The sequence below is a fragment of the Mesorhizobium sp. M0029 genome (genome assembly GCF_040323735.1).
Lineage (GTDB): Bacteria > Pseudomonadota > Alphaproteobacteria > Rhizobiales > Rhizobiaceae > Mesorhizobium.
Genome location: NZ_JAMYVF010000001.1, coordinates 451,666 through 474,192 on the forward strand (window position 1 = coordinate 451,666; position 22,527 = coordinate 474,192).

A 22,527-nucleotide genomic window follows, 5' to 3' on the forward strand; every position below is an offset into this window, starting at 1 on the left:
TCAGGCTAGGAGGGCCTTATAGGGAAGAGTTTTGGGAGATGTAACCCCGAAAATGAGGCTATGCAGTAGGGATCAGGCAGCAGGGATCAGGCAGGAGCGAGGTTAAGCCGTCTATTGCCTATCCCTACTGCTTAACACCTAATCCCCCAGCGCGAGCTGATCCGTAATCTCAAACCGCTCGGCAGCGCCGATCCGGATCATGTTGAGGCTGCCTTCCCTTGTGAAGCGGAACTCGCTGGGCGAATCCGAGTTGGCCGGCATGCCGGCAGAGAAGGAGATGGCGCGCGTGCCGCCATCGGGCCAGGTCACGGTGATGTCTGCCTTGTCGGCGCCATTGTGGACGATGTTGACGGCGCAGCGGGTCATCGGCTGACCGACATAGCGCGCGCAGGGGATCTCGGCGGCGGCGCCGAGGGCGGGCGGGGGTTCCAGCCGTGCAACGGTTTGCGTAGCGGTCGCAGCTTTGGCCTGGTCCGGCCGTGGCGTCGGGGATGGTACCCTCGGCGCGGACGTCGCATCTGGTGCGACTTCCGCATTCGCGGCGGAATCCTGTACCGGCTTCCCTGTGGTCTCCGTCGCCGGAGCCTCCGTGGCAGCGATCTCGCCCGTCGTCGGGCTTTCATTGGCTGCGAAGGCGAGGCCATAAGCATCCTGCATGGCGGTCCTGCCGATCTCGGCGGCGGATTTCGGTGCGCCTGGATCCGTGCCGCCAAGGCGCTCCGTCAGGTCGAGTGGGGCCGGCGCGGGTGCAGCCGGGGTGGGTGGAGCCTGAGTGGGTGCAGCCGGAGCGGCAGAGGCGGCGGGTGCAGTTGTCGGGGGCGCTGCGGCCACGTCGGCCGGCTGCGTCGGCATGTCGGGCGCGAGCGCCGGGCCGCCGGCTTCAGCGCTGGCGGTCACTTGGGGCGGCGCGGCGTCAACTTCGACCACGGTCGGGTTGTCGGGGATAAGATAGCGCGCGGGCGCCCAGCCTTTGACCAGTGGATTGTCGATCTCCTCGACCTTGCACCAGCGGTGGCCGTCCACTTCGTTGCAGCCGAAATTCCTGACGCTCGAGCCGATCGGCAGGCGCGCCTGGGTTCTGCCCACAGGCGACGGCGTGGCGCGGATGTTGAGGAGATCGCCTGGGCCGAGCTCGGTCACGATGGAAACGATGTCGGCAGGCGCGTCCTCGGCATAAGCCGGCATGCTCACCAGCAGCAGGCCTATGAGCAACATTCCCATGAGCAACGGGGCCCGCAGGAGCGGAGCGCCAGTCAGTCGATGCAAAATGGTTCGGATTGTGCGCCTCATCATTGGCAGTGCGCCGATTACCCTTGCGGCAGCAGTCCTGCCGTATGCCAAGGCGGTTTTATAAGGGACGATACGCGGCCATGTAAGTCTGAAAATGCGTCCGATGTTTGGTGCCGCGAGGCCGAGGCAGGGCGCAGCCATGCGGTCAAGCGGAGCCTTGCCAAGAGGGTTTGGGCATGAAGCCGGTTCTCAGCGCATGCGCCCATTCCGGTCGGCCCGCCTGTGCGGCCTGTCTCGCCGCCGCTTCGTGGTCGTAGTCGACGGCGATGGTCTCAAAACGGTCGGGTTCTTCGCCATCCAAGGTGAGGATGCCGTAGCGCGCATGCGGGCTGCCTTGCTCCGAAACATGCGCCGGGGGCGTGTCATCTTCATAGGCGGGGGCGCCGACGCTGCCGGGATTGAAGAGGAAGGGACCGCCGGGGATACGGACCAGTTCCGCGCGGTGGCTGTGGCCGCACAGCACGACGCGGCAGGCCGGGTCCAGCCCCTGCAACCGCCGCTGAATAGCGGCAAGCGGGGCGCGCACCAGTTGGCCATCGACGATCGCGTCGAGCAGGTATTTCTCGTCATGGTCGGGCCGCGCATGGAAAGCGACCACGCCGGGAACAATCTCCAGCGTGAAGGGCAGGGCGAGCAGGGCTTCGCGCTGCGCCTCCGTCAGCCGCTCCTGCGCATAGCGGTCTGAAGCCCACATTGTGTCGTCTGCGGGATCGACGGCGACGCGGCGGTCATGGTTGCCGCGCACCGTCGGTAGGTCGAGCGCTTCGAGCCGCTCAAACGTCTCGCGCGGCCAGAGCGGGCCGGAGACGCAATCGCCAAGGTTGACGGTGAGATCGGCGCCGCCGCGCCGCGCCAGATCGGCGAGCACGGCATCCAGCGCCAGCACATTGCCATGGATATCGGCGAGAACGGCAATGCGCATGCGAGGGCTCCCTTGGTGCAGCCCGTTAAGGCTTGCGGCCCGTCTTCGTTATCAAGCCCCTGCCTTCATTATCAAGCCCTTCTGCCCGTTGGAGACAGACGGGAGCCCCGCCTATCGCGGAAGCACTCCATCTGCTAGCGTCCACGCCGTTCCGAAGTTCATCCGGGGGAGTACAGGCGATGACTCCCGACCAGATGGTTGCCCACCTCCGCGCCGCCAATGATGTCGCGCGCGAGACTGCCGCGCATGGGCACCATCCTTTCGGCTGCGTGCTCGTCGGCCCCGACGATCGCATCCTGATGCGGCAAGGAAACATCAACACCGTGCGCCACGCCGAAACGGAGCTCTCCCGGCGTGCCGCGGACGCCTATCCGCCGGAATTCCTCTGGTCCTGCACGCTGGTCACAACCGGCGAGCCCTGTGCGATGTGCACGGGAACGCTGTACTGGGCCAATATCGGCCGGCTGGTCTACGGCTTCGAGGAGACCAAGCTTCTCGCGCTGACCGGCAACCACGCCGAGAACCCGACGATGAACCTCTCGTCGCGCACAGTCCTCGGCTCCGGGCAGAAACCGGTCGAGGTCCACGGACCCTTCCCCGAGATGGACGAGGAGCTCCTCGCCCCGCATATCGGTTTTTGGCAGCGCTAGGACCTTGACCTCTGAACCGGTTAGCCCGGCATTTCGATGTCGTGGCCACCGACGATGGGCAGTGCCGGATCATCTCCGGCCGCCGCAATCACGCTATCGAGCAGGCCGGGGAAGCGGGCGTCGAGGTCGGCGCGGCGCAGCGTGATCATCCGGTTGGTGCCGGCCACCTCGGCGCGGGTGACGCCGGCCTCGCGCAGTTTGGCCAGGTGATAGCTGAGATTGGTCTTGGAGCCGAGGTCGAGGAACCGGCTGCAGTTCAGCGGCACGCCTTCCTTGCTGGCGAGATAGCGCACGATGGCGAGCCGGGTCGGGTCGCCAAGCACGCCGAGCACAACCGGCAGGCTGATCTGGTCTGTATTGGGGTGCGGCAAAGTCATGGCCCGAAACTAAGCACAGTCGGTGGCGATTTCAACGCGTCGATCTTTCGCGGGCATGCACAGTCCGTTTTCGCGATTGGCCCAATGGCTGTCCTGACACAGGGCTGTCAGCAGGCTTCAGCTATTTTCACCTGGCTTCATTGACATCATGTCCTGTTATGTCCAATTGTTCAATAAGTTTTGAACTAAGGACACGCCCTATGGACAAGCGCCTCTTCTGGCTTGCGCTCGGATCGTTCACGATCTCGACCGAAGGCTTCGTCATCTCCAGCCTGCTGCCTGATATCGCCACCGACGCCCGCATTTCCATTCCGCTCGCCGGCACGCTGATCACCGCCTTCGCGCTGGCTTACGCCATCGGCACGCCGATCCTGGCAACGCTGACCGGCGAATGGGACCGGCGCCGCGTCATCTTGTGGACGCTGGCGTTCTTCGTCATCGGCAATGTGGTGGCGGCGCTGAGCTCGTCCTTCGAACTGCTGCTCATTGCCCGCATCATCATGGCGCTGTCGTCAGGCTTGTTTGCCGCGACCGCTCAAGGCACGGCGGTGGCGCTGGTCGATGACCACCACCGGGCGCGGGCCATTGCCGTCGTCGTCGGCGGAACCACGGTGGCGGTTGCGCTCGGTGCACCGCTCGGCGCGCTGGTTGCCACGATAGCCGGCTGGCGCGGGACCTTCTTTGCCATTGCCGGGCTCGGCGCGCTGGTCGGCGCCATCCTGTGGTACCGGCTGCCGCGCGGCATTGTCGGTACCAAGCTGCCGCTCAGGCGGCGGCTGGCTGCGGCGCTGCGCCCCGGCGTCATGCCGATCCTGCTGACCACCGCTCTTGCCCTGATCGGCGCCTTCTCGGTGTTTTCCTATATCGCGCCGCTGGCCATCCAGAGCGGCGGCCTCAGCCCGATTGCGCTGCCCGGCATGCTGCTCGCCTTCGGTGTCGGCGCCGTCATCGGCAACATAGCCGGCGGCCAGGCGGCCGACCGTTTTGGTGCGACGCGCACCGTCGGCTGGTCTCTGGCGCTGAGCGCCGTCATGCTGGTGATGCTCTCGGTCATCCCGACCTTCCTGCCGCAGCATCTCGCCGGGCCGGCATTGATGGCCATGATGGTGCCGTGGGGCATGGTCGGCTGGGCATTTCCGCCGGCGCAGGCCAGCCGCATCATCAAGCTGGCGCCCGACGCCGCCCCGATCGTGCTGTCGCTCAACGCTTCGGCCCTCTATCTCGGCGTGGCGCTGGGTGCTGTGGTCGGCGGCGCCGTGCTGCGCTACGGCGTGCCGGCCGATCTCGGCCTGGTCGCCGCCATCTTCCCGCTGATCGGGCTTGGCGTGGTGCTGGCCGGCCGCTGGGCGGCCCGGCCGGTCGCCATGCCGGCCGAATAGATCTTTGCAAAGGACCGGCGGCCGCTCTTTCAGCTTGAAGGGGCGGCCGCCGGCACGTCGTACTCCAGCGCCGCGACTTCATCCAGCATAGCGCGCAGATCTGCCGCTCGCTGCTGGCCGACCAGCGCCTCGAAGCGCTGCTGGGCAATGGTCCACAATTTCGTCGTCTCCTCGAGCTTGGCCAGGCCTTGGTCGGTCAGCCGCACCCGCTTGACGCGGCGGTCGTCCTTGTCGGCGAAGGTGTCGACATAGCCGTCGCGGATCAGCGGCTTCAGCGTATGGCCGAGCGCCGACAGGTCCATGACCATCGCTTCGGCTATCGTGCCCATCGCCGGCTCGTTGCTGACATGGATCTGGTAGAGCAGGCCGTACTGTGTGCCCTTCAGACCCGAAAGCGAGATTACATCGTCATAAAAGCGGCCGAGCTTGCGCGCGGCGCGCCGCAGCGTGGCGTTGTTGCAAAGGCTGAATCCCGGCAGCGCGGTCTTGCTCATCACGACTCCTTGCCGGCAAAACCGCTGCCGGCCTGTCGCAGAAATAGTTTCTGCCGCCTCCGTTGACAAGATGGTGGTATATGCCTACTTCCCGAAAAGTGGTATATGCCACTAATTGGAGATCAGGGCGGGACAAGGGTTCATCGACCTGTCTCGCCGGGCAGAAAAAAGGAACAGGACAATGAGTGGACAGGACAACAAGGGTACCGCAGTCGTCACCGGCGCATCGGCCGGCATCGGCGCGGTCTATGCCGACCGGCTGGCCGGGCAAGGCTACGATCTGGTGCTGGTAGCGCGGCGCGCCGACCGGCTGGAGGAACTGGCTGAAAAGCTGCGATATGCTTACAAGCGCAAGGTCAGCGTGATATCAGCCGATCTTGCCGACGACAATGATGTGCGCCGCGTCGAGCAGGCGATCGCAGCCGACGACAGCGTCACGCTGCTGGTCAACAATGCCGGCATTGGTGGCCAGGCCGTGGTGGCAACGGCCGACGCCGACGAGGCCGAGCGCATGATCAAGGTCAACGTCATCGCCTTGACCCGCCTGACCCGCGCCGTTCTGCCGGGGCTTCTTGCGCGCAACCGCGGCGCCATCGTCAACATCGCCTCTGTGCTCGCCTATGATACCTCGTTCGGCGGCATCTACAGCGGCACCAAGGCCTATGTCGTCAACTTCACCGAGGCCCTGCACCGCGAAGTCGCCGGCACCAATGTGAAGGTGCAGGCGGTGCTGCCGGGCGCGACCCGCACCGATTTCTGGGAGCTTGCCGGCGGTGATATCGACAATCTGCCGAAGGAGATCATCATGACCGCCGACGATATGGTCGATGCCGCGCTTGTGGGCCTATCCAGGGGCGAAGCCGTCACCGTGCCGGCACTTGCTGATGCGGCCAAGCTCGACACCTTCCTCGGCGCAAGGCAAGTCTTCTACGGCAGCCTGCACGCCGACAAGCCGGCGGCGCGTTACGCGGCCTGAGGAGAGAGCTGGTTCGCTTCGCGAACCAGGACCCCCACCCCGCTCACTTCGTTCGCGACCCTCCCCACAAGGGACCCACAAGGAGGAGGGTAAAGTGCGCGTTCCCCTACCTCCCCCTTGTGGGAGGTCGGACCGCAGGTCCGGGTGGGGGTACTGGCGCCGACCTTTGCGTTTACGCTCCCCGCCACATCGGAATGATCGACGCAGCCAGCACCAGCGCCAGCACGATGTTCAGCGCGCGCCATTGCCATTCGGTCTTGAGCAGCCGTGCCAGCACCATGCCCGCCACGCACCAGATCGACAGCGAGATGGCTGCAGTGAGGCCGAAGGTGGAGCCGAGCAGCAGCGCGAGCTGTCCCGGCCCGTCGGCAAGGGCTGCGAACGAGGCCGCCGCACCCAGTCCCATCGCCCAGCCCTTCGGGTTCATCCATTGAATGCCGGCGCCGCCGAAGAAGCTGTTGGGTTTTGCCATCGCCACATCGAGATCAGGCGGCCCGGCGCGGCCGATCTTGATTGCCAGCCAGATGAGATAGAGCGAGCCGATGATTTTCATCGCCAGTTGCAGCGAAGGCATAGCCAGCAGCAGACCGGCGAGCCCGGCGGCGGCAGCAGCGGTCACGGTGGCGAGGCCGGCAGCGCTGCCGACCAATAGGGGAACGGAACGGCGAAAGCCGAACTGCGCACCTGAAGCAGTCGACAGGGTGGTGGCGATGCCCGGCGTGACGGTGGCCACGAAGGCAAACAGGATGAGCGGAAAGATGGGCTGCAACATGAGGCGTCCTCCATCGAAGGCCCTACGGTAGACTTCTGCATACTTCAGTAAATGCAATGTTTGCGATGGTTGGCATTAGCAGATATAATGCCAACTATGATCCGTAACCTCGACACAGCGCTGATCCGCACCTTCGTCACTGTCGCCGACAAGGCCAGCATGACGGCGGCGGCGAACGCGCTGCATCTGACGCAAGGCGCCGTCAGCCAGCAGATCAAAAGGCTGGAGGAGGCGCTGGGCTGCAGCCTGTTCGAGCGCGACCGGCGTGGCTTGCGGCTGACGCGGCCCGGCGAGCGGCTGTTCGGCAAGGGCAAACGGTTGCTTGGCCTCAATGACGAGATCTGGGCCGAGATGGCGGGCACCGAGGTCGCCGGCCAGGTGCGGCTCGGTGTTCCCTATGACCTTGTCGGCACCTTGCTGGCGCCGGTGCTGAAAGCCTATGCCGAGACCTATCCGATGATCGAGATATCCCTACTCTGCGCCGCCTCGCCGGATCTTGCCGCGGCCCTTGCGGCCGGCACCATCGATCTTGCCGTCATCGAGGAACGGGTTGGCCCGTCGGCCGGCGAATGCCTGGCCATTGACCGGCTGGTCTGGGTCGGGGCCAAGGGCGGCGTCGCCCGTGCCAAGCGGCCGCTGCCGGTGTCGATCGTCGCCGACACCTGCGCCTTCCGACCGGTGGTGCTGTCGGCGCTGAACGAGCACGGGCTGGAATGGCGCACCGTGTTCGAGAACGGCAACATCGACGCGACGACCGCGACAGTGCGCTCCGACCTTGCCGTCACCGCCTGGTTGGCCTCCACCGTGCCTGCCGATCTTGACATCCTGGCTTTTGATGCCGGGCTGCCGCCGCTGCCGAATTTTTCCATCAATCTGCATTTGCCGAAGTACGGCACGGCGCCGGCAGCGCAGGAGTTCGCGCGGTATATCCGGGGTGGGTTGGCACGGCGGGCTGTGGCGGCTTGACAGAACTTGCATTTCCTCTCCCCCTCCGGAGGGAGAGGAAAGGTGCCAAGCCTGTCCCTGTCACTTCCAGTTCTTACGCCGCTCGAGCTCGGCCTCTGACGGCTCTTGCGTGGCGAACGACCCGACCTTGACCTCACCCCCGCGTTCGTAGGTCGCCATGATGACGCCGGTGGTGGTAGCCTGCGACTTGACGAGCTTGAAAGCGGCCGGCATCGCACCACCATCGAACAGCCGCTTGCCCTTGCCCAGCAGCAGCGGGAAGATCATCAGCCGGATTTCGTCGATCAGACCGTTGGCCAGCAAGGTCTGGATCAGCTCGCTCGAACCCTGGATGAGCAGGTCAGGCCCATCTTCCTTCTTGAGGCGGCGCAACGCCGCGACGATATCTTCCCCAAGCCATTGCGTATTTTCCCAGGTGAGCGATTCCGGCCGATGCGTCGCCACATATTTGATCGCAGGGTTGAAGACGTCTCCGATCGGATCTTTCTGGTAAGGCCAGTACGCGGCGAAGATGTCGTAGGTTCTGCGGCCGAGCAGCAGGGCGAAGGATTTGGAGAACAATTCCTCCATGGCCACCCCCGCCACCTCGTCGAAGTAGTGGAACGTCCAGCCGCCGAATTCGAAGCCGCCAACCGGGTCTTCTTCCGGGCCGCCTGGCGCCTGCATGACGCCGTCGAGGCTGACGAAGGTGGCTGCGATGATCTTTCGCATTGGATTTTCCTTTTCCAGGATCCGCGCCGTCAGGGCCGGATTTCGATCTAAGGACGGACAGGCCGGCGGCCGCCCGACAGGCGTTGGCAAAAAAAGCTGCCGGCCGACAAGGGTACCTACCGCCGTCGCCCGCCGCCAAGCACCTGCGACGAAAACCAGACATCGCCGGTGATGGCGGTGGCGGTCCGGTTCGGCGCCCTGTCTGATGTTAGCCAGATCGAACGGCTGCGCGTGGCCTTCTGGAGGTCGGGGATTTTGGCCGCCGAACCGGCGACCGAGGCGCCGACGCAGGGGATGAACCACGAGCGCATGAAGGGGTCGCAGGCAAAACCTTGTTTGGTGCGGGTCACCATCACGGCCAGGCCGACGCCCTGGGACGGGCGCCAGGGAAAGATCATGCGGCCACCGGGTTTCAGCGCCCTCAGCCAGGCAGCCGGCGGTGCGACGACACCGGCATTGACATAGATGATGTCGGACGGCGGCAGATCGCCGGTGACGGCATCGTCGTGGACGACGCTTACATTGTCATAGGTTTCGAGATTCTTTGTCGCTCTGGCAGCAAGATCGGCCTCTATTTCGAAGGCGGTCACCGGGCCGGGCGCAACCAGCCGGGCCAGCAAGGCGGTGTAGTAGCCGGTGCCGGCGCCGATATGGGTGACGGCCTCGTCCGGTCTGGGGGCGATCCTGCCTATCCACATGGCGTGCAGGGAGGGTTCGCCATTGTTGATGCCCTTGTCGGCATCGAGCGCCACCAGCACGTCCTGATAGATGTGAACAGGATCGGCGCTCGGCGTCATGATCTTGCCGTTGCCGGTGGTGAGCGCCCTGCCGGCGACGACCGCCCAGGGTCCGGGACCGAGAAAGGCCTCGCGCGGCACGGTGGCAAACGCCTCTTCGAGGCGCGGGTCGGCCGAGCCGGCATTGGCCGCCATCAGTTGCGCGTAAAATTTCCTGGCGTCTTCGACACTTGTCATGATGGCGATCAAGATAGCGCAAGCGGCCGGTTTGTCGCGGTCGGGAATGAAACTCAGCCGACGCCGAAGACGGTGTCGTAGAGCAGCTTGAAGTTGAGCACCAGGATGACCGCCGCGACCACCCAGGCGAGGGCCGCCACGCCGCGGGGAATGGCAAGGTTGCCCATCTTCTTCTTGTCGGAGACGAACTGCACCAGCGGGATGACTGCGAAGGGCAGCTGCATCGACAGCACCACCTGGCTGAAGACCAGCAACTGGCCGGTGCCCTTTTCACCATAGAGCGCGGTGACGACCACCACCGGGACGATGGCGATGCCCCGCGTCAGCAGCCGGCGCGCCCATTGCGGAATGCGCAGGCGCAAAAAGCCTTCCATGACGATCTGGCCGGCAAGCGTTGCCGTAACCGTCGAGTTGAGGCCGGAGGCCAGCAGCGCCACCGCAAACAGGATGGAGGCGATGCCGAGGCCGAGCAGTGGCGACAAGAGCTCGAAGGCTTGGCCGATCTCGGCGACATCCTGATGGCCGGTGCCATGGAAGGCCACCGCCGAGACGATCAGGATCGAGGCGTTGACGAACAGCGCCAGGACGAGCGCGATGGTCGAGTCCGTCGTCGCCCATTTGATGGCGTCGCGCTTGCCTTTTTCGGTCCGTTCATAGGCGCGTGTCTGTACGATCGAGGAGTGCAGGTACAGATTGTGCGGCATCACCGTGGCGCCGATGATGCCGATGGCGATGTATAGCATCGCCGGATTGGTGACGATCTCCGTCGACGGCACGAACATCGAATGCAGGATCGAGCCGACCGGAGGGGCAGCGGCACAGATCTGGATGGCGAAACAGCCGAAGATGATGATCAGAAGCGCGATGACGAAGGCTTCGAGATAGCGGAAACCCTTGTTCATCAAGAGCAGCACGATGAAGGCGTCGAGCGCCGTCAGCAACGCGCCGCCGATCAGCGGAATGCCGAACAGAAGCTGCAGCGCGATCGCCGTGCCGATCACCTCGGCGAGGTCGCAGGCGATGATGGCGAGTTCGCAGGCGATCCACAGCACGAAACTGACGGGACGCGGATAATAGGCGCGGCAGGCCTGGGCGAGGTCGCGGCCGGTGGCGATGCCAAGCCGGGCGGCAAGCGCCTGCAGCAGGATCGCCATCAGGTTGGACAGCATGATGATGAACAATAGCGTGTAGCCGAACTGGGCGCCGCCGGCGAGGTCGGTGGCCCAGTTGCCCGGATCCATATAGCCGACCGAGACCATGTAGCCCGGTCCCATGAAGGCGAACAGGCGACGGAACCAGACGCCGGACTGTGGCACCGCGATCGTGGAGTTCACCTCGCGCAGGCTGGGAGGATTGTCCTCCGGCCTGTCAAATCGCCAGGATGATCCCAAGGTAGCGTCAGCTTCGGACATGGAGGGCTTTCCACTGGGTGGATCGGTTGACGTCATCCTATCTATGCCAGGGCTCAACATTATGCAATAGGCTATATTTCATTGTATGTGCTTCCTGTTGCGCCGACCGGCAGGCCGGCAGGGGATCGCAAACGCCGGTTGCGCCTGCCATGGAATGGAAATAAACGGCTGGAACAGTTAAGCCCGTGCTATGAATGGCAAAGGGCGATTGCTTTGCCCAAAGCCGATTCTTGTCAAAAGATAGGAAGGAGCGCGTGTTGGCGCTGAAGCACAGACCGGTTGGACGCGAGGAGCCGCTGCCGGACGCCGAGATTCATTCGAAAGGGTTCCGGCAGCAGCGCGAAGCGCGCCGCGGCGCGCTGGTCGAGGATTATGTCGAGCTGATCGCCGACCTGATCGAGGACGGCAATGAGGCGCGTCAGGTCGATATTGCTGCGCGGCTGGGTGTCGCCCAGCCTACGGTGGCCAAGATGCTGACCAGGCTGTGCGCCGACGGGCTCGTTTCCAGAAAACCCTATCGCGGTGTGTTCCTGACCGACGCCGGGCGCAAGGTGGCGGAAGAGAGCCGCATCCGCCACCAGACGGTAGAAGCGTTTTTGCGTTCGCTCGGTGTCAGCGCCGAGACGGCGCGCATCGATGCCGAGGGCATCGAGCATCATGTCAGCGCCGAGACGCTGGAAGCCTTTCGCAAGGCGATGATCGCGCCGCGCTGAGGGGTGCCGGGGCCGCACCACTGGAACCTCCGCACGTCAGGCTCGTTGCTCCTGACGTTGCGCGTGATTGTTGCGCGCCAAGGAGGAAAACATGGGCGTCGAACAGGCACCGACCGCGAAGGGCAAGCAGGCGGCCGAGGGTTTGAGGCAGGCAGCGGCAAAGGACGAACGCAAGACCGAGGTCGAAACCGGCCATGCGCTGAAAAAGGGCGCCGCGCGTTTCGAGGAACGCTCCAAAAGCTCCGACGGCAAGAGCGCCGGCGCCAAGCAGAAGAGCTGAGTTCTTTTCGCAGTGGCAAAGTGCAGCTTATTCTTCGCTCACATCCTGTACCCAGCTGCGCGGATGGCCGTCGACGCGGAACTGGAAGATGAAATAGGGCGGAATGCAGGAGCCCTTGCCAGGCTTGGCTGCGGCCAGATCGTCGTAGCCGGCGGTGCAGATATAGTCCTCGCGGCAGGGATGCGCCTTGTCGCAGGCGCGCAGGCCGGCGGTCTTGGTGAATTCCTTGGTGCAGAATTTGTGGTCCTTGCCCGACGCGATGCAGTCGTTGAAACCGGTCTTGGCCAGGCGGCCGCAAGTCGCCTCGTCGGGAAGCTTGTCGCAGCTTGCCTTGCGCAGCATGCCCCCGGGAAAGCCACCGGTCTTCTGCTGGGGGTTGTCATAGCGTTGGCGCGCCGCGCCATAGCCGGCGAGCTTGATTACCGGTTTCTTGTCGCGCGCCGGATCGATGGCGCAGGCTTTTGCGGTGGCCGGCGACAGGCGGCAATATTTGTCGCTGCCCCAGCTCGACATCTTGATCTCGCCGAACTCGACGGGGTCGCCGACTGCGGTGGCCGCCTCGCTGACGCAGGTGCCGAAGCCCGGATGGATGTCGCTTTCATGGACGCCGGCGCAGCGCAGGCCTTCGCCGCATCTCCAGTCCTTGAAGCTTGCATCCCCGCCGCTGTAGCAGATCGAGCCCCAGCCATTGTAGAGATCGGTGCCTTTCAGCGCCTCGGCGAGTTTGGCGTCCGGACGGGCGGCGAAGCCGCGTGAGAAATCCGGATGGCCGCCGGCGGCGAAGTCCTCGACGATGGCGCGGCGACGCGGCAAATCGGCGAAGAACACCGCCGAGCCGGGGACGAACACGGCGTTGCGACGCGGCTCGCTGGCCGGATCGGCGCCTGTATAGTGGAAGCCGGCAATGCCGTGCGTCTGGTGGCAACCGGTACAGGTCATCTCGTTGAGGCGCAGATTGAAGCCGGCCACCGATTTCACGTTGCGCAGCTCGTTGCCCTTGGCGACATAGTCCTGCAGTGCCTTGTCGATGTCGGCATCGTCGAGCAGCCCATAGGCGATGTTGTTTTGCGATCTGGCCATGCCGCCGGGCGCGACCGAGACGGCGCTGGTCGCCAGGAATTTGTCGTCGATCACCAGCCGGCCGCGATCGAGGTCGTAGAGGTTTCGGTCGGTCAGCAGCCATTTGGCGAAGGCGGGCCGGTCGGCCAGCACCACCTTCCGATCGATCTGGTTCTCCATCTTCGATTCCTGAAACGTCGAAGTCGCCGGGTCCCATTTGAAAATCTTCAGGAGATATTCGGCGTGGCCGCCGAAATCGCGCCGGCTCGAGGCCGATAGCCGGAGGACCTGCATGTTCAGCTCAAGCCGCATGATCTGCGACGAATTCAGCATGGCGTCGGAGAGCGGCCCTTCATCGGAACGCAGCCAAGCTGCCAGTTGCTCAGGCGCAAGGTCCTTCTGGCCGGCGGCCAGCCAGCGTTTGGCGATTTCGGCACAGGAAACGGCGGTGGCGCTCGGACGGTCCCTCGAAGCGCGGGCGTGAGCCTCACCGGGCCTGGCGTTGAAGACCAGGCTCATGGTCAGCGGCAGCCGCGACGAGATTCGTTGCGCTGTCTTTCCCTTCGTGGGCTTCTCGGCCACCGAATAATGGAAGCGGTAGATCAGCCTGATCTCGCCGCATTCGGTGTGGCCGAGATAGCCCCGGTCCATGCGGTTGACGACGCCGGTCAGGTCGAGCGTCGAGCCGTCATCGTCGATGTATTTCGGGTTGAATTTCTGGCTTGGATCCTTCGTCTTCGCCAGCGCGGCGACATAGGGATCGGGGCTATTGGCAGGCTCTTCGGCGATCTCCTGCTTGACGGCGTTGCGCACCGGGGTCAGCGCGCGCACCGAAAACAGGCTGCGATTGTCGACTTCGCGGGTGAGACCTAGCGCCGGGCCGAGCAGGCGGCTGATCGACAGGCCGCCACGTTCGAGCGCTTGCAATGTCTCGGGGTCGGTCACGGCGACGCTGGAATCGAGCGTCACGGCAGCGGCAGACCCGACACCCAGGCAGGTCAATGCCGCCAGCAACAGCAGGAATTGGCCGATCGATCGCAAGCGCCCCTCGCTCCCCAGAGAAGCGACACTAACGGTCTTCCATTGTCTCGGCCATGGGGTCGATTGCAATGCCCGCCGAACTTGGCCGCTCAAGATCTGTGTGCTTCAATCGCAGCCATGAACGAAACCATCGTCACCCTTCGCGACGTCACGGCGGACACGGTCGTTGCCGTCTGCGACCTAGAGACAAACGAAGACCAGAAGCACTTCGTCGCTCCCAATGCGTTCTCGATCGCGCAGGCGCATTTTTCGCCGATAGCGCGATTTCAGGCGGTCTTTTCCGGCGAAACGCCTGTCGGCTTCCTTATGTGGCGGCCGCAGGACGACGGCAGCGTCTGTTATCTCTGGAGGTTTATGATCGACAGGCATCATCAGGGCCGGGGCTATGGGCGGGCGGCGTTGACGCTGCTGTTTGCCAGCGCCCGCAGCGATGGCTTCAAACGGATGCTGACGAGCTATGTGGTTGGCGACGCCGGGCCTCACAAGTTCTATGTCAAGCTCGGCTTCAGGGACACGGGCGAAAGCCGTCCCAACGGCGAGCGGCTCATGGATCTGGCGTTGTAGCCGCTCGCCGGTTTGCATCACCCTGAGGCCGTCGAAAAATACTGTGACTTGGCGCAACCATTGCGATAATTGTCTGTTGGGTCGGACTGGGCCACGACAATCGGCCAGGCCAGCCGAAAATTTGCATACGGGGAGTTGCCATGCTCTGGAAGGGCCGCCGTCAGAGTGACAATGTCGAGGACGAGCGCAGCGACAGCGGCGGTGGTGGTTTCGGTGGCGGCAGCCCTGGCCAGTTCCGCGTCCCGATCGGCGGCCGCACCGGTGGCGGCGGCAGCATCCTGCTCGTCATCCTCGTGGTGCTGGCCGGATGGTATTTCGGCTTCGATCCGTCGCAGATCCTGGGCAGCGGCGACAGCGGCGGCGTGTTGCCGGGTGGTGGCGGCCAGATCACCGACAACAGTGGCGGCCAGGACGAGGGCGCGGGCACGCCTGCTTCCGACGAGATGAAGCAATTCGTGTCGACGGTGCTGGCCGAGACCGAAGAGACCTGGACCGGCATCTTCCAGTCACAGGGCCTGAAATATGAGGACCCGAAGCTGGTGCTGTTCAGCGGGCAGATCCGCTCGGCCTGCGGCTCCGCCTCGACGGCAGCCGGACCGTTCTATTGTCCCGGCGACCACAAGGTCTATCTCGACACCACCTTCTTCCAGCAGCTCGACCAGCAGTTCGGCGCCTCGGGCGATTTCGCCCAGGCCTATGTGATCGCGCATGAGGTCGGTCACCATGTGCAGAACCTCACCGGCATCCTGCCCAAGTTCAACCAGATGCGGCAGTCCATGGGTGAGGCGGAAGCCAACCAGATGTCGGTGCGCATCGAGCTGCAGGCCGACTGCTTCGCCGGCGTGTGGGCGCACTTCACCGCGCAGAAGGGCATTCTCGAACAGGGCGACATCGAAGAGGCGCTGAACGCCGCCAAGCAGATCGGCGACGACACGCTGCAGAAGAAGATGCAGGGCTATGTCGTGCCGGAAAGCTTTAACCACGGGACGTCGCAGCAGCGGCAGACCTGGCTGGCGCGCGGCTACAAGAGCGGCAAGCTGTCGGATTGCAATACGCTGACCGGTCCGATCTGAGGCGCTCAAGTTTCAGCCGACAGCGGTTGAAAGCGCATCCGTCGACGGACCGATTCATCACCGGCAACAGATGTCAGGAGGAGAACGCCTGAGGCGTTCTCCTATTGTTCCAGAATGATGCCTCGCTTATAACGAGCGCCCGCCCAAGGGCGGTCCAGGGAGCAGAGGCCATCATGATCGACCCCAAAACCGCTAGGCGGGGCCTTGCGCTCGTCTTCACCACGCTGCTGCTCGACATTATCGGCTTCGGCATGATCATGCCGGTGCTGCCCGCCTTCCTCAGGGAGTTGAGCGGCGTTGGCATCAGCGAAGCGGCGATCGAAGGCGGTTGGCTGTTCTTCGTCTATGCGGCGATGCAGTTCTTCTTCGCGCCAATTATGGGCGGGTTGAGCGACCGCTTCGGACGGCGGCCGATCCTGCTTGCCTCCGTGCTCACCTTCTCGATCGACAATCTGATCTGCGCCATCGCCTGGTCATACCCGATGCTGTTCATCGGCCGTGTGCTTGCCGGCATTTCGGGCGCCAGCTATTCGACGACGTCGGCCTTCATCGCCGACATTTCGAACGACGAGAACCGGGCGAAGAATTTCGGTCTGCTCGGCACCGCCTTTGGCGTCGGCTTCGTCATCGGGCCGGTGCTGGGCGGGCTGCTCGGCACGTTCGGGCCGCGGGTGCCGTTCTATTTCGCCGCCGGACTTGCCTTCGTGAACTTCCTCATCGCGATGTTCTTCCTGCCTGAAACGCTCGATGACAAGCACCGCCGCCGCTTCGAGTGGAAACGCGCCAATCCGGTCGGCACGCTGCTGCAGATGCGCCAATACCAGGGCATCGGCTGGATCGGGCTCGCCTTCTTCCTGATGACGCTCGGCCACATGATGTACCCGGCGGTGTGGTCGTTCGTTTCCAACTATCGCTATGGCTGGAGCGAGCAGCAGATCGGCTTCTCGCTCGGTGCCTTCGGTCTGTGCGGGGCGATCGTCATGGCGACGGTGCTGCCGCGCGTGATCCCCAAACTTGGCGAATGGCGGACGGCGGTGATCGGCCTGACATTTACCGCGGCCAGCGCCTTCGGCTATGCCTTCGCCTCGCAAGGCTGGATGATCTATGCGGTGATCGTCGTCGGCTGCCTCGAAGCATTGGCCGATCCGCCGCTGAGGAGCCTCGCCGCCGCCAAGGTGCCGCCATCGGCGCAAGGCGAATTGCAGGGCGCGATGACGTCGATCTTCTCGATCACATCGATCATCTCGCCGCTGCTCTACACCGCGATCTTTTCCTGGTTCACCGGGCCGAACGCGCCCGTGACATTCGGCGGCGCGCCCTATCTGGTTGGGGCATGCTTCCTGACACTTGCAGTCATCGTCTTCGTGACGAAAGTGGCGCGGCCGGCGGCGGTGAGAAGCGCCGCCACCGGCGTCGCTGAAGATGGAGCACAGCTATGAGCCATGACAGCCGCATAAAGCTGACCAAGGACGGCTTGTCGCTTTCGCGGCTGGTGTTCGGCGCCTGGCGCCTGCTCGACAGCGCCGCGCGCCCGGATGCCGATCAGGTCGCGCGGTTGATCGGCAGCGCGGTCGACCTTGGCCTGACCAGTTTCGACCATGCCGATATCTATGGCAATTACGAGGTCGAAGCGGCGTTCGGCGCTGGCTTGTCGCGCTGGAAGGGCAAGCGCGAGAGCATCGAATTGATCTCGAAATGCGACATCATGCTGGCATCGGCAACCCGGCCGCTGAACCGGCTGAAGCACTACGACACCAGTGCCGCCCATATCGTCGCCTCGGTCGACCGTTCGCTCGCCAATCTCGGCACCGACTATCTCGACCTGTTGTTGCTGCACCGGCCGGATCCGCTGATGGATGCCGACGAGACGGCGGCCGCCCTTGCCGGCCTGGTCAAATCAGGAAAGGTGCGGGCAGTCGGCGTTTCGAATTTCACGCCCTCGCAGTTCGACCTTCTGGCTTCGCGGCTGCCATTTGCCTTGGCCACCAATCAGATCGAGATGTCGGTGCTGAAAACCAATGCGCTGACCGATGGCAGCCTCGATCATGCGCAGCGCCTCGGCTATGCGCCGATGATCTGGTCGCCGCTTGGCGGCGGCTTGCTGTTCACCGGCAAGGAAGGGCGTGAGGCGCGGGTCAGGGCGGCAATCGCGGCGGTGGCTGCCGAGATCGGCGCCGGCGATCTCGCCGCTGTCGCCATCGCCTGGTTGCTGCGCCATCCGGCCCGGCTGGTGCCGGTGCTGGGCACGATGAAGCCCGAGCGGCTGGCCGCCATGGTCAAGGCACTCGATATCGCGCTCGACCGCCAGCAATGGTTCGCCATTTTGGAAGCCAGCGAAGGCCGGCCGGTGCCGTAAGGTTCAGGGACTAGGATTCAATCCATTCGCCAGGCACATCCAATGCCTTCGCCAGCATGGCGCTGGTCTGCGCCGATGGTTTGCGGCGATTAGATTCAAGGTCCGACAGGAAGCCCTGGCTGACACCGATGGCATCAGCCAATTCGGCTTGCGTCAGCTTGCGCCAGTTGCGCAGCGCCTTGAGCCGGCTGGAACCTCGCAAAATATCCATGGTCACCTCGGCGGGCAGGAGCTTTTCCGTTTTGAGCTCGGCCTTCCGCTCATCGTAGATCGCCACATCCGCAGCGTCTTCTCTGGCTTCTTCGGCGGCATGCAGCAATGCCTCGTAGTCAGCCTTCGGGATGACGACCAGTTCTTCCCCGGTTGAAGTCCTTATGATTTGCGGAGCGTTCATGATGTGCTGTCCTATGGCCGGCTGTAGGTCGTCGTTTGGCGCTTGCCGATGTAGATCGCGAGGATTGTCGTGCGATCTTCATCAATATAACGCGGTAGCGACCGATCCGAAGTCTGTAACCGTCTCGGTCGGCAAGACGTTTTACCTCCCCGCGCCCGCTGATGGCATAAGTGTTCAAACCCTCAGAGACCTGCTCGCGGACATCGGCCGGCAGGTTGTCGAGATCGCGAGCTGCCGACACCGAGAGGATGATCGTCTTCACTCGCGCAATATCGCAGATTTATCGCTCGAGGCTAAGCGATATTATCGCTGCTACATAGAGGGCTCAGGCCCGTTCGGCCAGCAGTTCCTCGCCGCGCTTTTCGCGGATCAGGTTGACGAAGCGGCGGAACAGATAGTGCGAGTCCTGCGGGCCGGGCGAGGCCTCGGGGTGGTGCTGGACCGAGAACACCGGACGTCCGGTCAGCGCGATGCCGCAGTTCGAGCCGTCGAACAGCGAGACATGGGTTTCCTCGACGCCCTCGGGCAAGGAGTCGGCATCGACGGCAAAGCCGTGGTTCATCGAGACGATCTCGACCTTGCCGGTGGTATGGTCCTTGACCGGGTGGTTGGCGCCGTGATGACCCTGATGCATCTTGGCGGTCTTGCCGCCGAGCGCCAGGGCCAGCATCTGGTGGCCGAGGCAGATGCCGAATACCGGGATGTCGGTCTTGAGCAGGTCCTGGATGACCGGCACGGCGTAGTCGCCGGTGGCTTCCGGGTCGCCGGGGCCGTTGGAGAGGAAGATGCCGTCGGGCTGCATGGCCAGGATCTCTTCCGAGCCGGTGCCGGCCGGAACCACGGTGACCTTGGCGCCGAGGCCGGAAAGCAGGCGAAGGATGTTACGCTTGACGCCGTAGTCGATGGCGACGACGTGCATCGACGGCTCGGCCTGGTCGCCAAAGCCTTCGTTCCACACCCAGGGCGTTTCACGCCAGACCGAGGACTGGCCCGAGGTGACTTCCTTGGCGAGGTCAAGCCCGATCAGGCCCGACCAGGCGGCGGCGCGCCGCTTCAAATCGTCGATGTCGAAGATGCTGTCGGGCGCGTGCGCAATGACGGCATTGGGCATGCCCTTTTCGCGGATCAGCGCGGTCAGCGCCCTTGTGTCGATGCCCGACAGCGCGACGATGCCGCGCTTCTTCAGCCACTGGTCGAGGCCGGTTCCGGCGCGGTAGTTGGACGGGTTGGTGACATCGGCCTTGAACACCGCACCGACGGCGCCGGCACGGGCGACCGGGTTCAAGTCCTCGATGTCCTCGTCATTGGTGCCGATATTGCCGATATGCGGGAAGGTGAAGGTGACGATCTGGCCGGCATAGGACGGGTCGGTGAGGATTTCCTGGTAGCCGGTGAGCGCGGTGTTGAAGCAGACTTCGGCAACGGCGGAACCGGTGGCGCCGAGGCCGCGACCCTCGATGACGGTGCCGTCGGCCAGCACCAGGACGGCGGTCGGCTTTTCGGTTGCCCAAGGCGGGGTCAGTTCGGGGGTCATCTCGGCCATGGCGACGCTCCTGTCACGCTGCGCGCTTCGATGGCGGGCCATCTGCGCAGCAAACGGCGCGGCCGATCTCTCGAGCCTGCGCGCATCAATTCTTTGTCTTATGCAAGGCCGAGTACATAGGGGAAGGCGCCAGAGCGGTCAATGATGCCGTGCCAAAACGGCGAGCATTTGTTTCGTCAAACGATATCAGGGCTTTGGCGCGTTTGCTTTGCGGATGGGCCGCGGTTATTGTCCGCGCCGTTCGAAGGAGAAAGCATCATGCGCGCAAAAATCGCCGAATCCCTGAAAAGCGCGATGAAGGCGCAGGACAAGCACCGGCTGCCGACGCTCAGGCTGATCCAGGCCGCCATCCACGACCGCGACATCGCCAATCGCGGCTCGACCAAGGACCCCGCCAGCGACGAGGAGATCCTGCAGATCCTGGCCAAGATGGTGAAGCAGCGCGAGGAATCGGCCAAGGCGTTCGAGGACGGCAAGCGCCCGGATCTGGCCGCGCAGGAGCGTGGCGAGATGGAGATCATCCGCGGCTTCCTGCCGACGCAGCTGGATGACGCCGCCGTAACAGCTGTGGCGCGCGAGGCGATCGCTGCGACCGGTGCCGCCAGCCAAAAGGACATGGGCAAGGTGATCGCCGCGCTGAAGCAGAAATATGCCGGCCAGATGGATTTCGGCAAGGCCAGCGGCATCGTCAAAGGCCTGCTGCAGTAAGAGCCGACACCGCTTCAGTGGCGAAGGAGAGCAGGGGGCGGGACATCACCTCTGGGCAAGAAACGGTCCGCACCGGCTTAAGCGAGCCAAGCCTTGACCTGCCGGAGAGCCCCACCATAATCGAAATCGTCAAACCCACGCTCGAACATCTGCCCTCCTACAAGGCGGCGCTCGAGCGTGGCTGGTCGCCGGACAATGTCCGGCTGATGGAAGCGACGCGCGAGCAACTTGCGGCGATCGACGAGGATCCCGCGGCGTTCCTTGCCAGCCTCGACGATCCCGAGGCCAAAGGAGGCCCGATTACCTTGCCGGACGGCACGACCGTGCCGCGGCTGCCGGGCTTCCGGCGCTGGATCTGGGACGGCGAGGCCGCCGGCTCGATCGGCTTTCGCTGGCAGCCGGGTACGGCCGCGCTGCCGTCGCATGTGCTCGGCCATATCGGCTATGCCGTGGTGCCGTGGAAGCGCGGACGAGGCTATGCGACCGAGGCGCTGCGGCTGATGCTGGACGAGGCGAGGGCTGTTGGTTTGCCATATGTCGAGATCACCACCGACCTCGACAATCCGGCCTCGCAGAAGGTGGTGCTGGCCAATGGCGGCCGTGTGGTCGTCCGTTCATCAAGGACGCCGCGTATGGCGGCGCCGAGAGTTTGTTGTTCCGGATCGATTTGTAGTCCGACGCTATTCGGCCGCTGCTTGCAGCGGCGGCGCTGCCCGGCTGCGCCCCTCCCACATGTAGGAGGCAAGTGCCACCACCACCGCCACCAGCATGGCGGCAGCGCCCACAACCGGCAGGCTGCGATAGCCGTAGCCGGCATTGAGCATGGCAGCGCCCAGCGACGCGGCGAGCGCGATGCCGACATTGAAGCCGGAGGGGATGAGCGAGGAGGCGAGGTTGGAGGCGTCCGCCGTCCAGGCCAGGATGCGGGTCTGGATCGGCGTGCCGATGGCGAAGTTGAGGCCGCCCCAGACGACGATGGCGATGACCATCGGCACGGGGTAGGGGCTGACGGCATAGATCACGCCCAACATCACCGCCTGCAGCGCAAGCATGGTGATCAACGACGGCATCAGCTTCCAGTCTGAAAGCTTGCCGCCGAGAAAGACGCCGACGGTGGCGCCGACACCGTTGAGCAGCAGCACCCAGGGGATCAGGCTCTCGTCGAGATGGGTCACCTCAAGCAGTGTCGGGGTGATGTAAGTGAACAGGCCGAACTGGCCGATCATCAACATCAGCATCAGGATCAGCGAGGTCCAGACTTGCTGGCGCGCCAGCACGCGAACCTCGCTGCCAAGGCTGGTGGATGGGCTCGATGCACCCGTTTTGCGCGGCAACAGAGCGGCCATGGCGGCAAACGCCACCACGCCCAGCGCGCACATCACCCAGAAGGTGGCGCGCCAGCCCCAGAGATTGCCGATTGCGGTGCCGGCCGGCACGCCGAGGACATTGGATACGGTGAGGCCGGAGAGGATCACAGCCACGGCCATGCCGCGCTTGTCCTCGGGCACGAGGCCGACAGCCACCACCATGGCGACGCCGAAATAGGCGCCGTGTGCGACGGCGACCGCAATGCGCAAGAGCAGCATCGAGGTAAAATCGGGCGCCAGCGCGCAAGCGGCCTGGCCGATGGTGAAGGCGACGGTCAGGCAAAGCAGCAGCGTCTTGCGGGAAATGCCCTTGGTGGCGAGCGCCAGCAATGGCCCGCCAACCGCGATGCCGCCGGCATAGCCTGAGACGAGATAGCCGGAGGTCGGGATCGAAACGCCAAGGCCGTCGGCCACTTGCGGCAGCACGCCGGCAATGACGAATTCGGTGGTGCCGAAAGCGAAGGCGGCGATGAACAGGGCAATGAGCGGAAGCATGGCGCGGAAGC

At 64.3% G+C, this 22,527-nt stretch carries 23 protein-coding genes and 1 pseudogene; 12 read left to right on the forward strand and 12 right to left on the reverse strand.

Annotation, left to right across the window (positions count from 1 at the left end; all coding sequences use genetic code 11):
* Nucleotides 1-138: 138 nt before the first annotated feature.
* Together NKJ76_RS02230 and NKJ76_RS02235 are read right to left on the reverse strand one after the other, a co-directional pair.
* The gene (locus NKJ76_RS02230; protein ID WP_352460585.1) at nt 139-1,221 is read right to left on the reverse strand and encodes an SH3 domain-containing protein; all 1,083 of its coding nucleotides are present in this window, start codon (nt 1,219-1,221) and stop codon (nt 139-141) included.
* Nucleotides 1,222-1,435: 214 nt separating this feature from the next.
* Nucleotides 1,436-2,212 carry a metallophosphoesterase family protein gene (locus NKJ76_RS02235; protein ID WP_352536674.1) on the reverse strand — a complete coding sequence of 259 codons (777 nt, stop codon included), beginning with the start codon at nt 2,210-2,212 and terminating at the stop codon, nt 1,436-1,438.
* Nucleotides 2,213-2,391: 179 nt separating this feature from the next.
* Between NKJ76_RS02235 and NKJ76_RS02240 the strand changes: the two genes are divergently transcribed.
* Nucleotides 2,392-2,862, forward strand: a complete 471-nt coding sequence (locus tag NKJ76_RS02240; protein ID WP_023805963.1) for a nucleoside deaminase — start codon at nt 2,392-2,394, stop codon at nt 2,860-2,862.
* Nucleotides 2,863-2,882: 20 nt separating this feature from the next.
* Here the strand turns inward: NKJ76_RS02240 and NKJ76_RS02245 are convergent, their stop codons facing one another.
* Nucleotides 2,883-3,239, reverse strand: a complete 357-nt coding sequence (locus tag NKJ76_RS02245; protein ID WP_023689740.1) for an ArsR/SmtB family transcription factor — start codon at nt 3,237-3,239, stop codon at nt 2,883-2,885.
* A 200-nt stretch (nt 3,240-3,439) separates the two neighbouring features.
* Here NKJ76_RS02245 and NKJ76_RS02250 point away from each other — a divergent pair, with 200 nt between their 5' ends.
* Nucleotides 3,440-4,618, forward strand: coding sequence for an MFS transporter (locus tag NKJ76_RS02250; RefSeq protein ID WP_023683782.1), 1,179 nt, complete (start codon nt 3,440-3,442; stop codon nt 4,616-4,618).
* A 29-nt stretch (nt 4,619-4,647) separates the two neighbouring features.
* On the opposite strand, the gene NKJ76_RS02255 is transcribed toward NKJ76_RS02250, so the two are convergent.
* Nucleotides 4,648-5,112, reverse strand: coding sequence for a MarR family winged helix-turn-helix transcriptional regulator (locus tag NKJ76_RS02255; RefSeq protein ID WP_352536675.1), 465 nt, complete (start codon nt 5,110-5,112; stop codon nt 4,648-4,650).
* Between the two features lie 181 nt (nt 5,113-5,293).
* On the opposite strand from NKJ76_RS02255, the gene NKJ76_RS02260 reads away from it, so the two are divergent.
* Nucleotides 5,294-6,088 carry an SDR family NAD(P)-dependent oxidoreductase gene (locus tag NKJ76_RS02260; RefSeq protein WP_352536676.1) on the forward strand — a complete coding sequence of 265 codons (795 nt, stop codon included), beginning with the start codon at nt 5,294-5,296 and terminating at the stop codon, nt 6,086-6,088.
* A gap of 172 nt (nt 6,089-6,260) precedes the next feature.
* Here the strand turns inward: NKJ76_RS02260 and NKJ76_RS02265 are convergent, their stop codons facing one another.
* A complete protein-coding gene (locus tag NKJ76_RS02265; protein ID WP_352536677.1) occupies nt 6,261-6,860 on the reverse strand; it encodes a LysE family translocator in 600 nt (199 codons plus the stop codon).
* Between the two features lie 87 nt (nt 6,861-6,947).
* Between NKJ76_RS02265 and NKJ76_RS02270 the strand changes: the two genes are divergently transcribed.
* Complete coding sequence (locus NKJ76_RS02270) at nt 6,948-7,826, forward strand: LysR family transcriptional regulator (RefSeq protein WP_502902265.1); 879 nt, start codon at nt 6,948-6,950, stop codon at nt 7,824-7,826.
* 60 nt (nt 7,827-7,886) lie between these two features.
* Here NKJ76_RS02270 and NKJ76_RS02275 read toward each other — a convergent pair whose 3' ends face one another.
* The 3 genes from NKJ76_RS02275 to NKJ76_RS02285 all read right to left on the reverse strand — a co-directional run bounded on the left by NKJ76_RS02275 (nt 7,887) and on the right by NKJ76_RS02285 (nt 10,923).
* Nucleotides 7,887-8,537 carry a dihydrofolate reductase family protein gene (locus tag NKJ76_RS02275; protein WP_352536678.1) on the reverse strand — a complete coding sequence of 217 codons (651 nt, stop codon included), beginning with the start codon at nt 8,535-8,537 and terminating at the stop codon, nt 7,887-7,889.
* A 116-nt stretch (nt 8,538-8,653) separates the two neighbouring features.
* On the reverse strand, nt 8,654-9,511 hold the full coding sequence (locus NKJ76_RS02280) for a protein-L-isoaspartate O-methyltransferase family protein (protein WP_352536679.1): 858 nt from the start codon (nt 9,509-9,511) through the stop codon (nt 8,654-8,656).
* A gap of 53 nt (nt 9,512-9,564) precedes the next feature.
* Nucleotides 9,565-10,923, reverse strand: a complete 1,359-nt coding sequence (locus NKJ76_RS02285) for an Nramp family divalent metal transporter (protein ID WP_352536680.1) — start codon at nt 10,921-10,923, stop codon at nt 9,565-9,567.
* Nucleotides 10,924-11,180: 257 nt separating this feature from the next.
* On the opposite strand from NKJ76_RS02285, the gene mntR reads away from it, so the two are divergent.
* Together mntR and NKJ76_RS02295 are read left to right on the forward strand one after the other, a co-directional pair.
* A complete protein-coding gene (mntR, locus tag NKJ76_RS02290) occupies nt 11,181-11,636 on the forward strand; it encodes a manganese-binding transcriptional regulator MntR (RefSeq protein WP_023672433.1) in 456 nt (151 codons plus the stop codon).
* Between the two features lie 91 nt (nt 11,637-11,727).
* Entirely contained in the window at nt 11,728-11,916 is a 189-nt protein-coding gene (locus NKJ76_RS02295) for a hypothetical protein (RefSeq protein ID WP_352536681.1), read from the forward strand.
* A gap of 27 nt (nt 11,917-11,943) precedes the next feature.
* Here NKJ76_RS02295 and NKJ76_RS02300 read toward each other — a convergent pair whose 3' ends face one another.
* A complete protein-coding gene (locus NKJ76_RS02300) occupies nt 11,944-14,016 on the reverse strand; it encodes a hypothetical protein (RefSeq protein WP_352536682.1) in 2,073 nt (690 codons plus the stop codon).
* A 117-nt stretch (nt 14,017-14,133) separates the two neighbouring features.
* Between NKJ76_RS02300 and NKJ76_RS02305 the strand changes: the two genes are divergently transcribed.
* The 4 genes from NKJ76_RS02305 (at nt 14,134) to NKJ76_RS02320 (ending at nt 18,009) form a co-directional block, all read left to right on the forward strand.
* Nucleotides 14,134-14,580 carry a GNAT family N-acetyltransferase gene (locus NKJ76_RS02305; RefSeq protein WP_352536683.1) on the forward strand — a complete coding sequence of 149 codons (447 nt, stop codon included), beginning with the start codon at nt 14,134-14,136 and terminating at the stop codon, nt 14,578-14,580.
* Between the two features lie 140 nt (nt 14,581-14,720).
* Complete coding sequence (gene ypfJ, locus NKJ76_RS02310) at nt 14,721-15,653, forward strand: KPN_02809 family neutral zinc metallopeptidase (protein ID WP_352536684.1); 933 nt, start codon at nt 14,721-14,723, stop codon at nt 15,651-15,653.
* Nucleotides 15,654-15,826: 173 nt separating this feature from the next.
* The gene (locus tag NKJ76_RS02315) at nt 15,827-17,092 is read left to right on the forward strand and encodes a TCR/Tet family MFS transporter (protein ID WP_352536685.1); all 1,266 of its coding nucleotides are present in this window, start codon (nt 15,827-15,829) and stop codon (nt 17,090-17,092) included.
* The gene (locus tag NKJ76_RS02320; RefSeq protein ID WP_023711202.1) at nt 17,089-18,009 is read left to right on the forward strand and encodes an aldo/keto reductase; all 921 of its coding nucleotides are present in this window, start codon (nt 17,089-17,091) and stop codon (nt 18,007-18,009) included. Before NKJ76_RS02315 ends, NKJ76_RS02320 begins: the two co-directional genes overlap by 4 nt.
* Before the next feature lie 10 nt (nt 18,010-18,019).
* On the opposite strand, the gene NKJ76_RS02325 is transcribed toward NKJ76_RS02320, so the two are convergent.
* Together NKJ76_RS02325 and carA are read right to left on the reverse strand one after the other, a co-directional pair.
* Nucleotides 18,020-18,403, reverse strand: a complete 384-nt coding sequence (locus tag NKJ76_RS02325; RefSeq protein WP_352536686.1) for a helix-turn-helix domain-containing protein — start codon at nt 18,401-18,403, stop codon at nt 18,020-18,022.
* Between the two features lie 325 nt (nt 18,404-18,728).
* Nucleotides 18,729-19,946: a glutamine-hydrolyzing carbamoyl-phosphate synthase small subunit gene (carA, locus tag NKJ76_RS02330; protein ID WP_352536687.1), complete on the reverse strand. Its 1,218-nt coding sequence runs from the start codon at nt 19,944-19,946 to the stop codon at nt 18,729-18,731.
* A gap of 258 nt (nt 19,947-20,204) precedes the next feature.
* Here carA and NKJ76_RS02335 point away from each other — a divergent pair, with 258 nt between their 5' ends.
* Complete coding sequence (locus NKJ76_RS02335; RefSeq protein ID WP_031253245.1) at nt 20,205-20,654, forward strand: GatB/YqeY domain-containing protein; 450 nt, start codon at nt 20,205-20,207, stop codon at nt 20,652-20,654.
* A 116-nt stretch (nt 20,655-20,770) separates the two neighbouring features.
* Nucleotides 20,771-21,327: pseudogene (locus NKJ76_RS02340) on the forward strand (GNAT family N-acetyltransferase).
* Nucleotides 21,328-21,334: 7 nt separating this feature from the next.
* Here the strand turns inward: NKJ76_RS02340 and NKJ76_RS02345 are convergent.
* Nucleotides 21,335-22,516: an MFS transporter gene (locus tag NKJ76_RS02345; protein WP_352536688.1), complete on the reverse strand. Its 1,182-nt coding sequence runs from the start codon at nt 22,514-22,516 to the stop codon at nt 21,335-21,337.
* Nucleotides 22,517-22,527 lie beyond the last annotated feature (11 nt).

Coding starts and splice junctions, on each gene's coding strand:
- NKJ76_RS02230 (WP_352460585.1), bottom strand. CDS start 1,221: ATGGGAATGTTGCTCATAGGCCTGCTGCTGGTGAGCATGCCGGCTTAT.
- NKJ76_RS02235 (WP_352536674.1), bottom strand. CDS start 2,212: ATGCGCATTGCCGTTCTCGCCGATATCCATGGCAATGTGCTGGCGCTG.
- NKJ76_RS02240 (WP_023805963.1), top strand. CDS start 2,392: ATGACTCCCGACCAGATGGTTGCCCACCTCCGCGCCGCCAATGATGTC.
- NKJ76_RS02245 (WP_023689740.1), bottom strand. CDS start 3,239: ATGACTTTGCCGCACCCCAATACAGACCAGATCAGCCTGCCGGTTGTG.
- NKJ76_RS02250 (WP_023683782.1), top strand. CDS start 3,440: ATGGACAAGCGCCTCTTCTGGCTTGCGCTCGGATCGTTCACGATCTCG.
- NKJ76_RS02255 (WP_352536675.1), bottom strand. CDS start 5,112: ATGAGCAAGACCGCGCTGCCGGGATTCAGCCTTTGCAACAACGCCACG.
- NKJ76_RS02260 (WP_352536676.1), top strand. CDS start 5,294: ATGAGTGGACAGGACAACAAGGGTACCGCAGTCGTCACCGGCGCATCG.
- NKJ76_RS02265 (WP_352536677.1), bottom strand. CDS start 6,860: ATGTTGCAGCCCATCTTTCCGCTCATCCTGTTTGCCTTCGTGGCCACC.
- NKJ76_RS02270 (WP_502902265.1), top strand. CDS start 6,948: ATGCCAACTATGATCCGTAACCTCGACACAGCGCTGATCCGCACCTTC.
- NKJ76_RS02275 (WP_352536678.1), bottom strand. CDS start 8,537: ATGCGAAAGATCATCGCAGCCACCTTCGTCAGCCTCGACGGCGTCATG.
- NKJ76_RS02280 (WP_352536679.1), bottom strand. CDS start 9,511: ATGACAAGTGTCGAAGACGCCAGGAAATTTTACGCGCAACTGATGGCG.
- NKJ76_RS02285 (WP_352536680.1), bottom strand. CDS start 10,923: ATGTCCGAAGCTGACGCTACCTTGGGATCATCCTGGCGATTTGACAGG.
- NKJ76_RS02295 (WP_352536681.1), top strand. CDS start 11,728: ATGGGCGTCGAACAGGCACCGACCGCGAAGGGCAAGCAGGCGGCCGAG.
- NKJ76_RS02305 (WP_352536683.1), top strand. CDS start 14,134: ATGAACGAAACCATCGTCACCCTTCGCGACGTCACGGCGGACACGGTC.
- ypfJ (WP_352536684.1), top strand. CDS start 14,721: ATGCTCTGGAAGGGCCGCCGTCAGAGTGACAATGTCGAGGACGAGCGC.
- NKJ76_RS02315 (WP_352536685.1), top strand. CDS start 15,827: ATGATCGACCCCAAAACCGCTAGGCGGGGCCTTGCGCTCGTCTTCACC.
- NKJ76_RS02320 (WP_023711202.1), top strand. CDS start 17,089: ATGAGCCATGACAGCCGCATAAAGCTGACCAAGGACGGCTTGTCGCTT.
- NKJ76_RS02325 (WP_352536686.1), bottom strand. CDS start 18,403: ATGAACGCTCCGCAAATCATAAGGACTTCAACCGGGGAAGAACTGGTC.
- carA (WP_352536687.1), bottom strand. CDS start 19,946: ATGGCCGAGATGACCCCCGAACTGACCCCGCCTTGGGCAACCGAAAAG.
- NKJ76_RS02335 (WP_031253245.1), top strand. CDS start 20,205: ATGCGCGCAAAAATCGCCGAATCCCTGAAAAGCGCGATGAAGGCGCAG.
- NKJ76_RS02345 (WP_352536688.1), bottom strand. CDS start 22,516: ATGCTTCCGCTCATTGCCCTGTTCATCGCCGCCTTCGCTTTCGGCACC.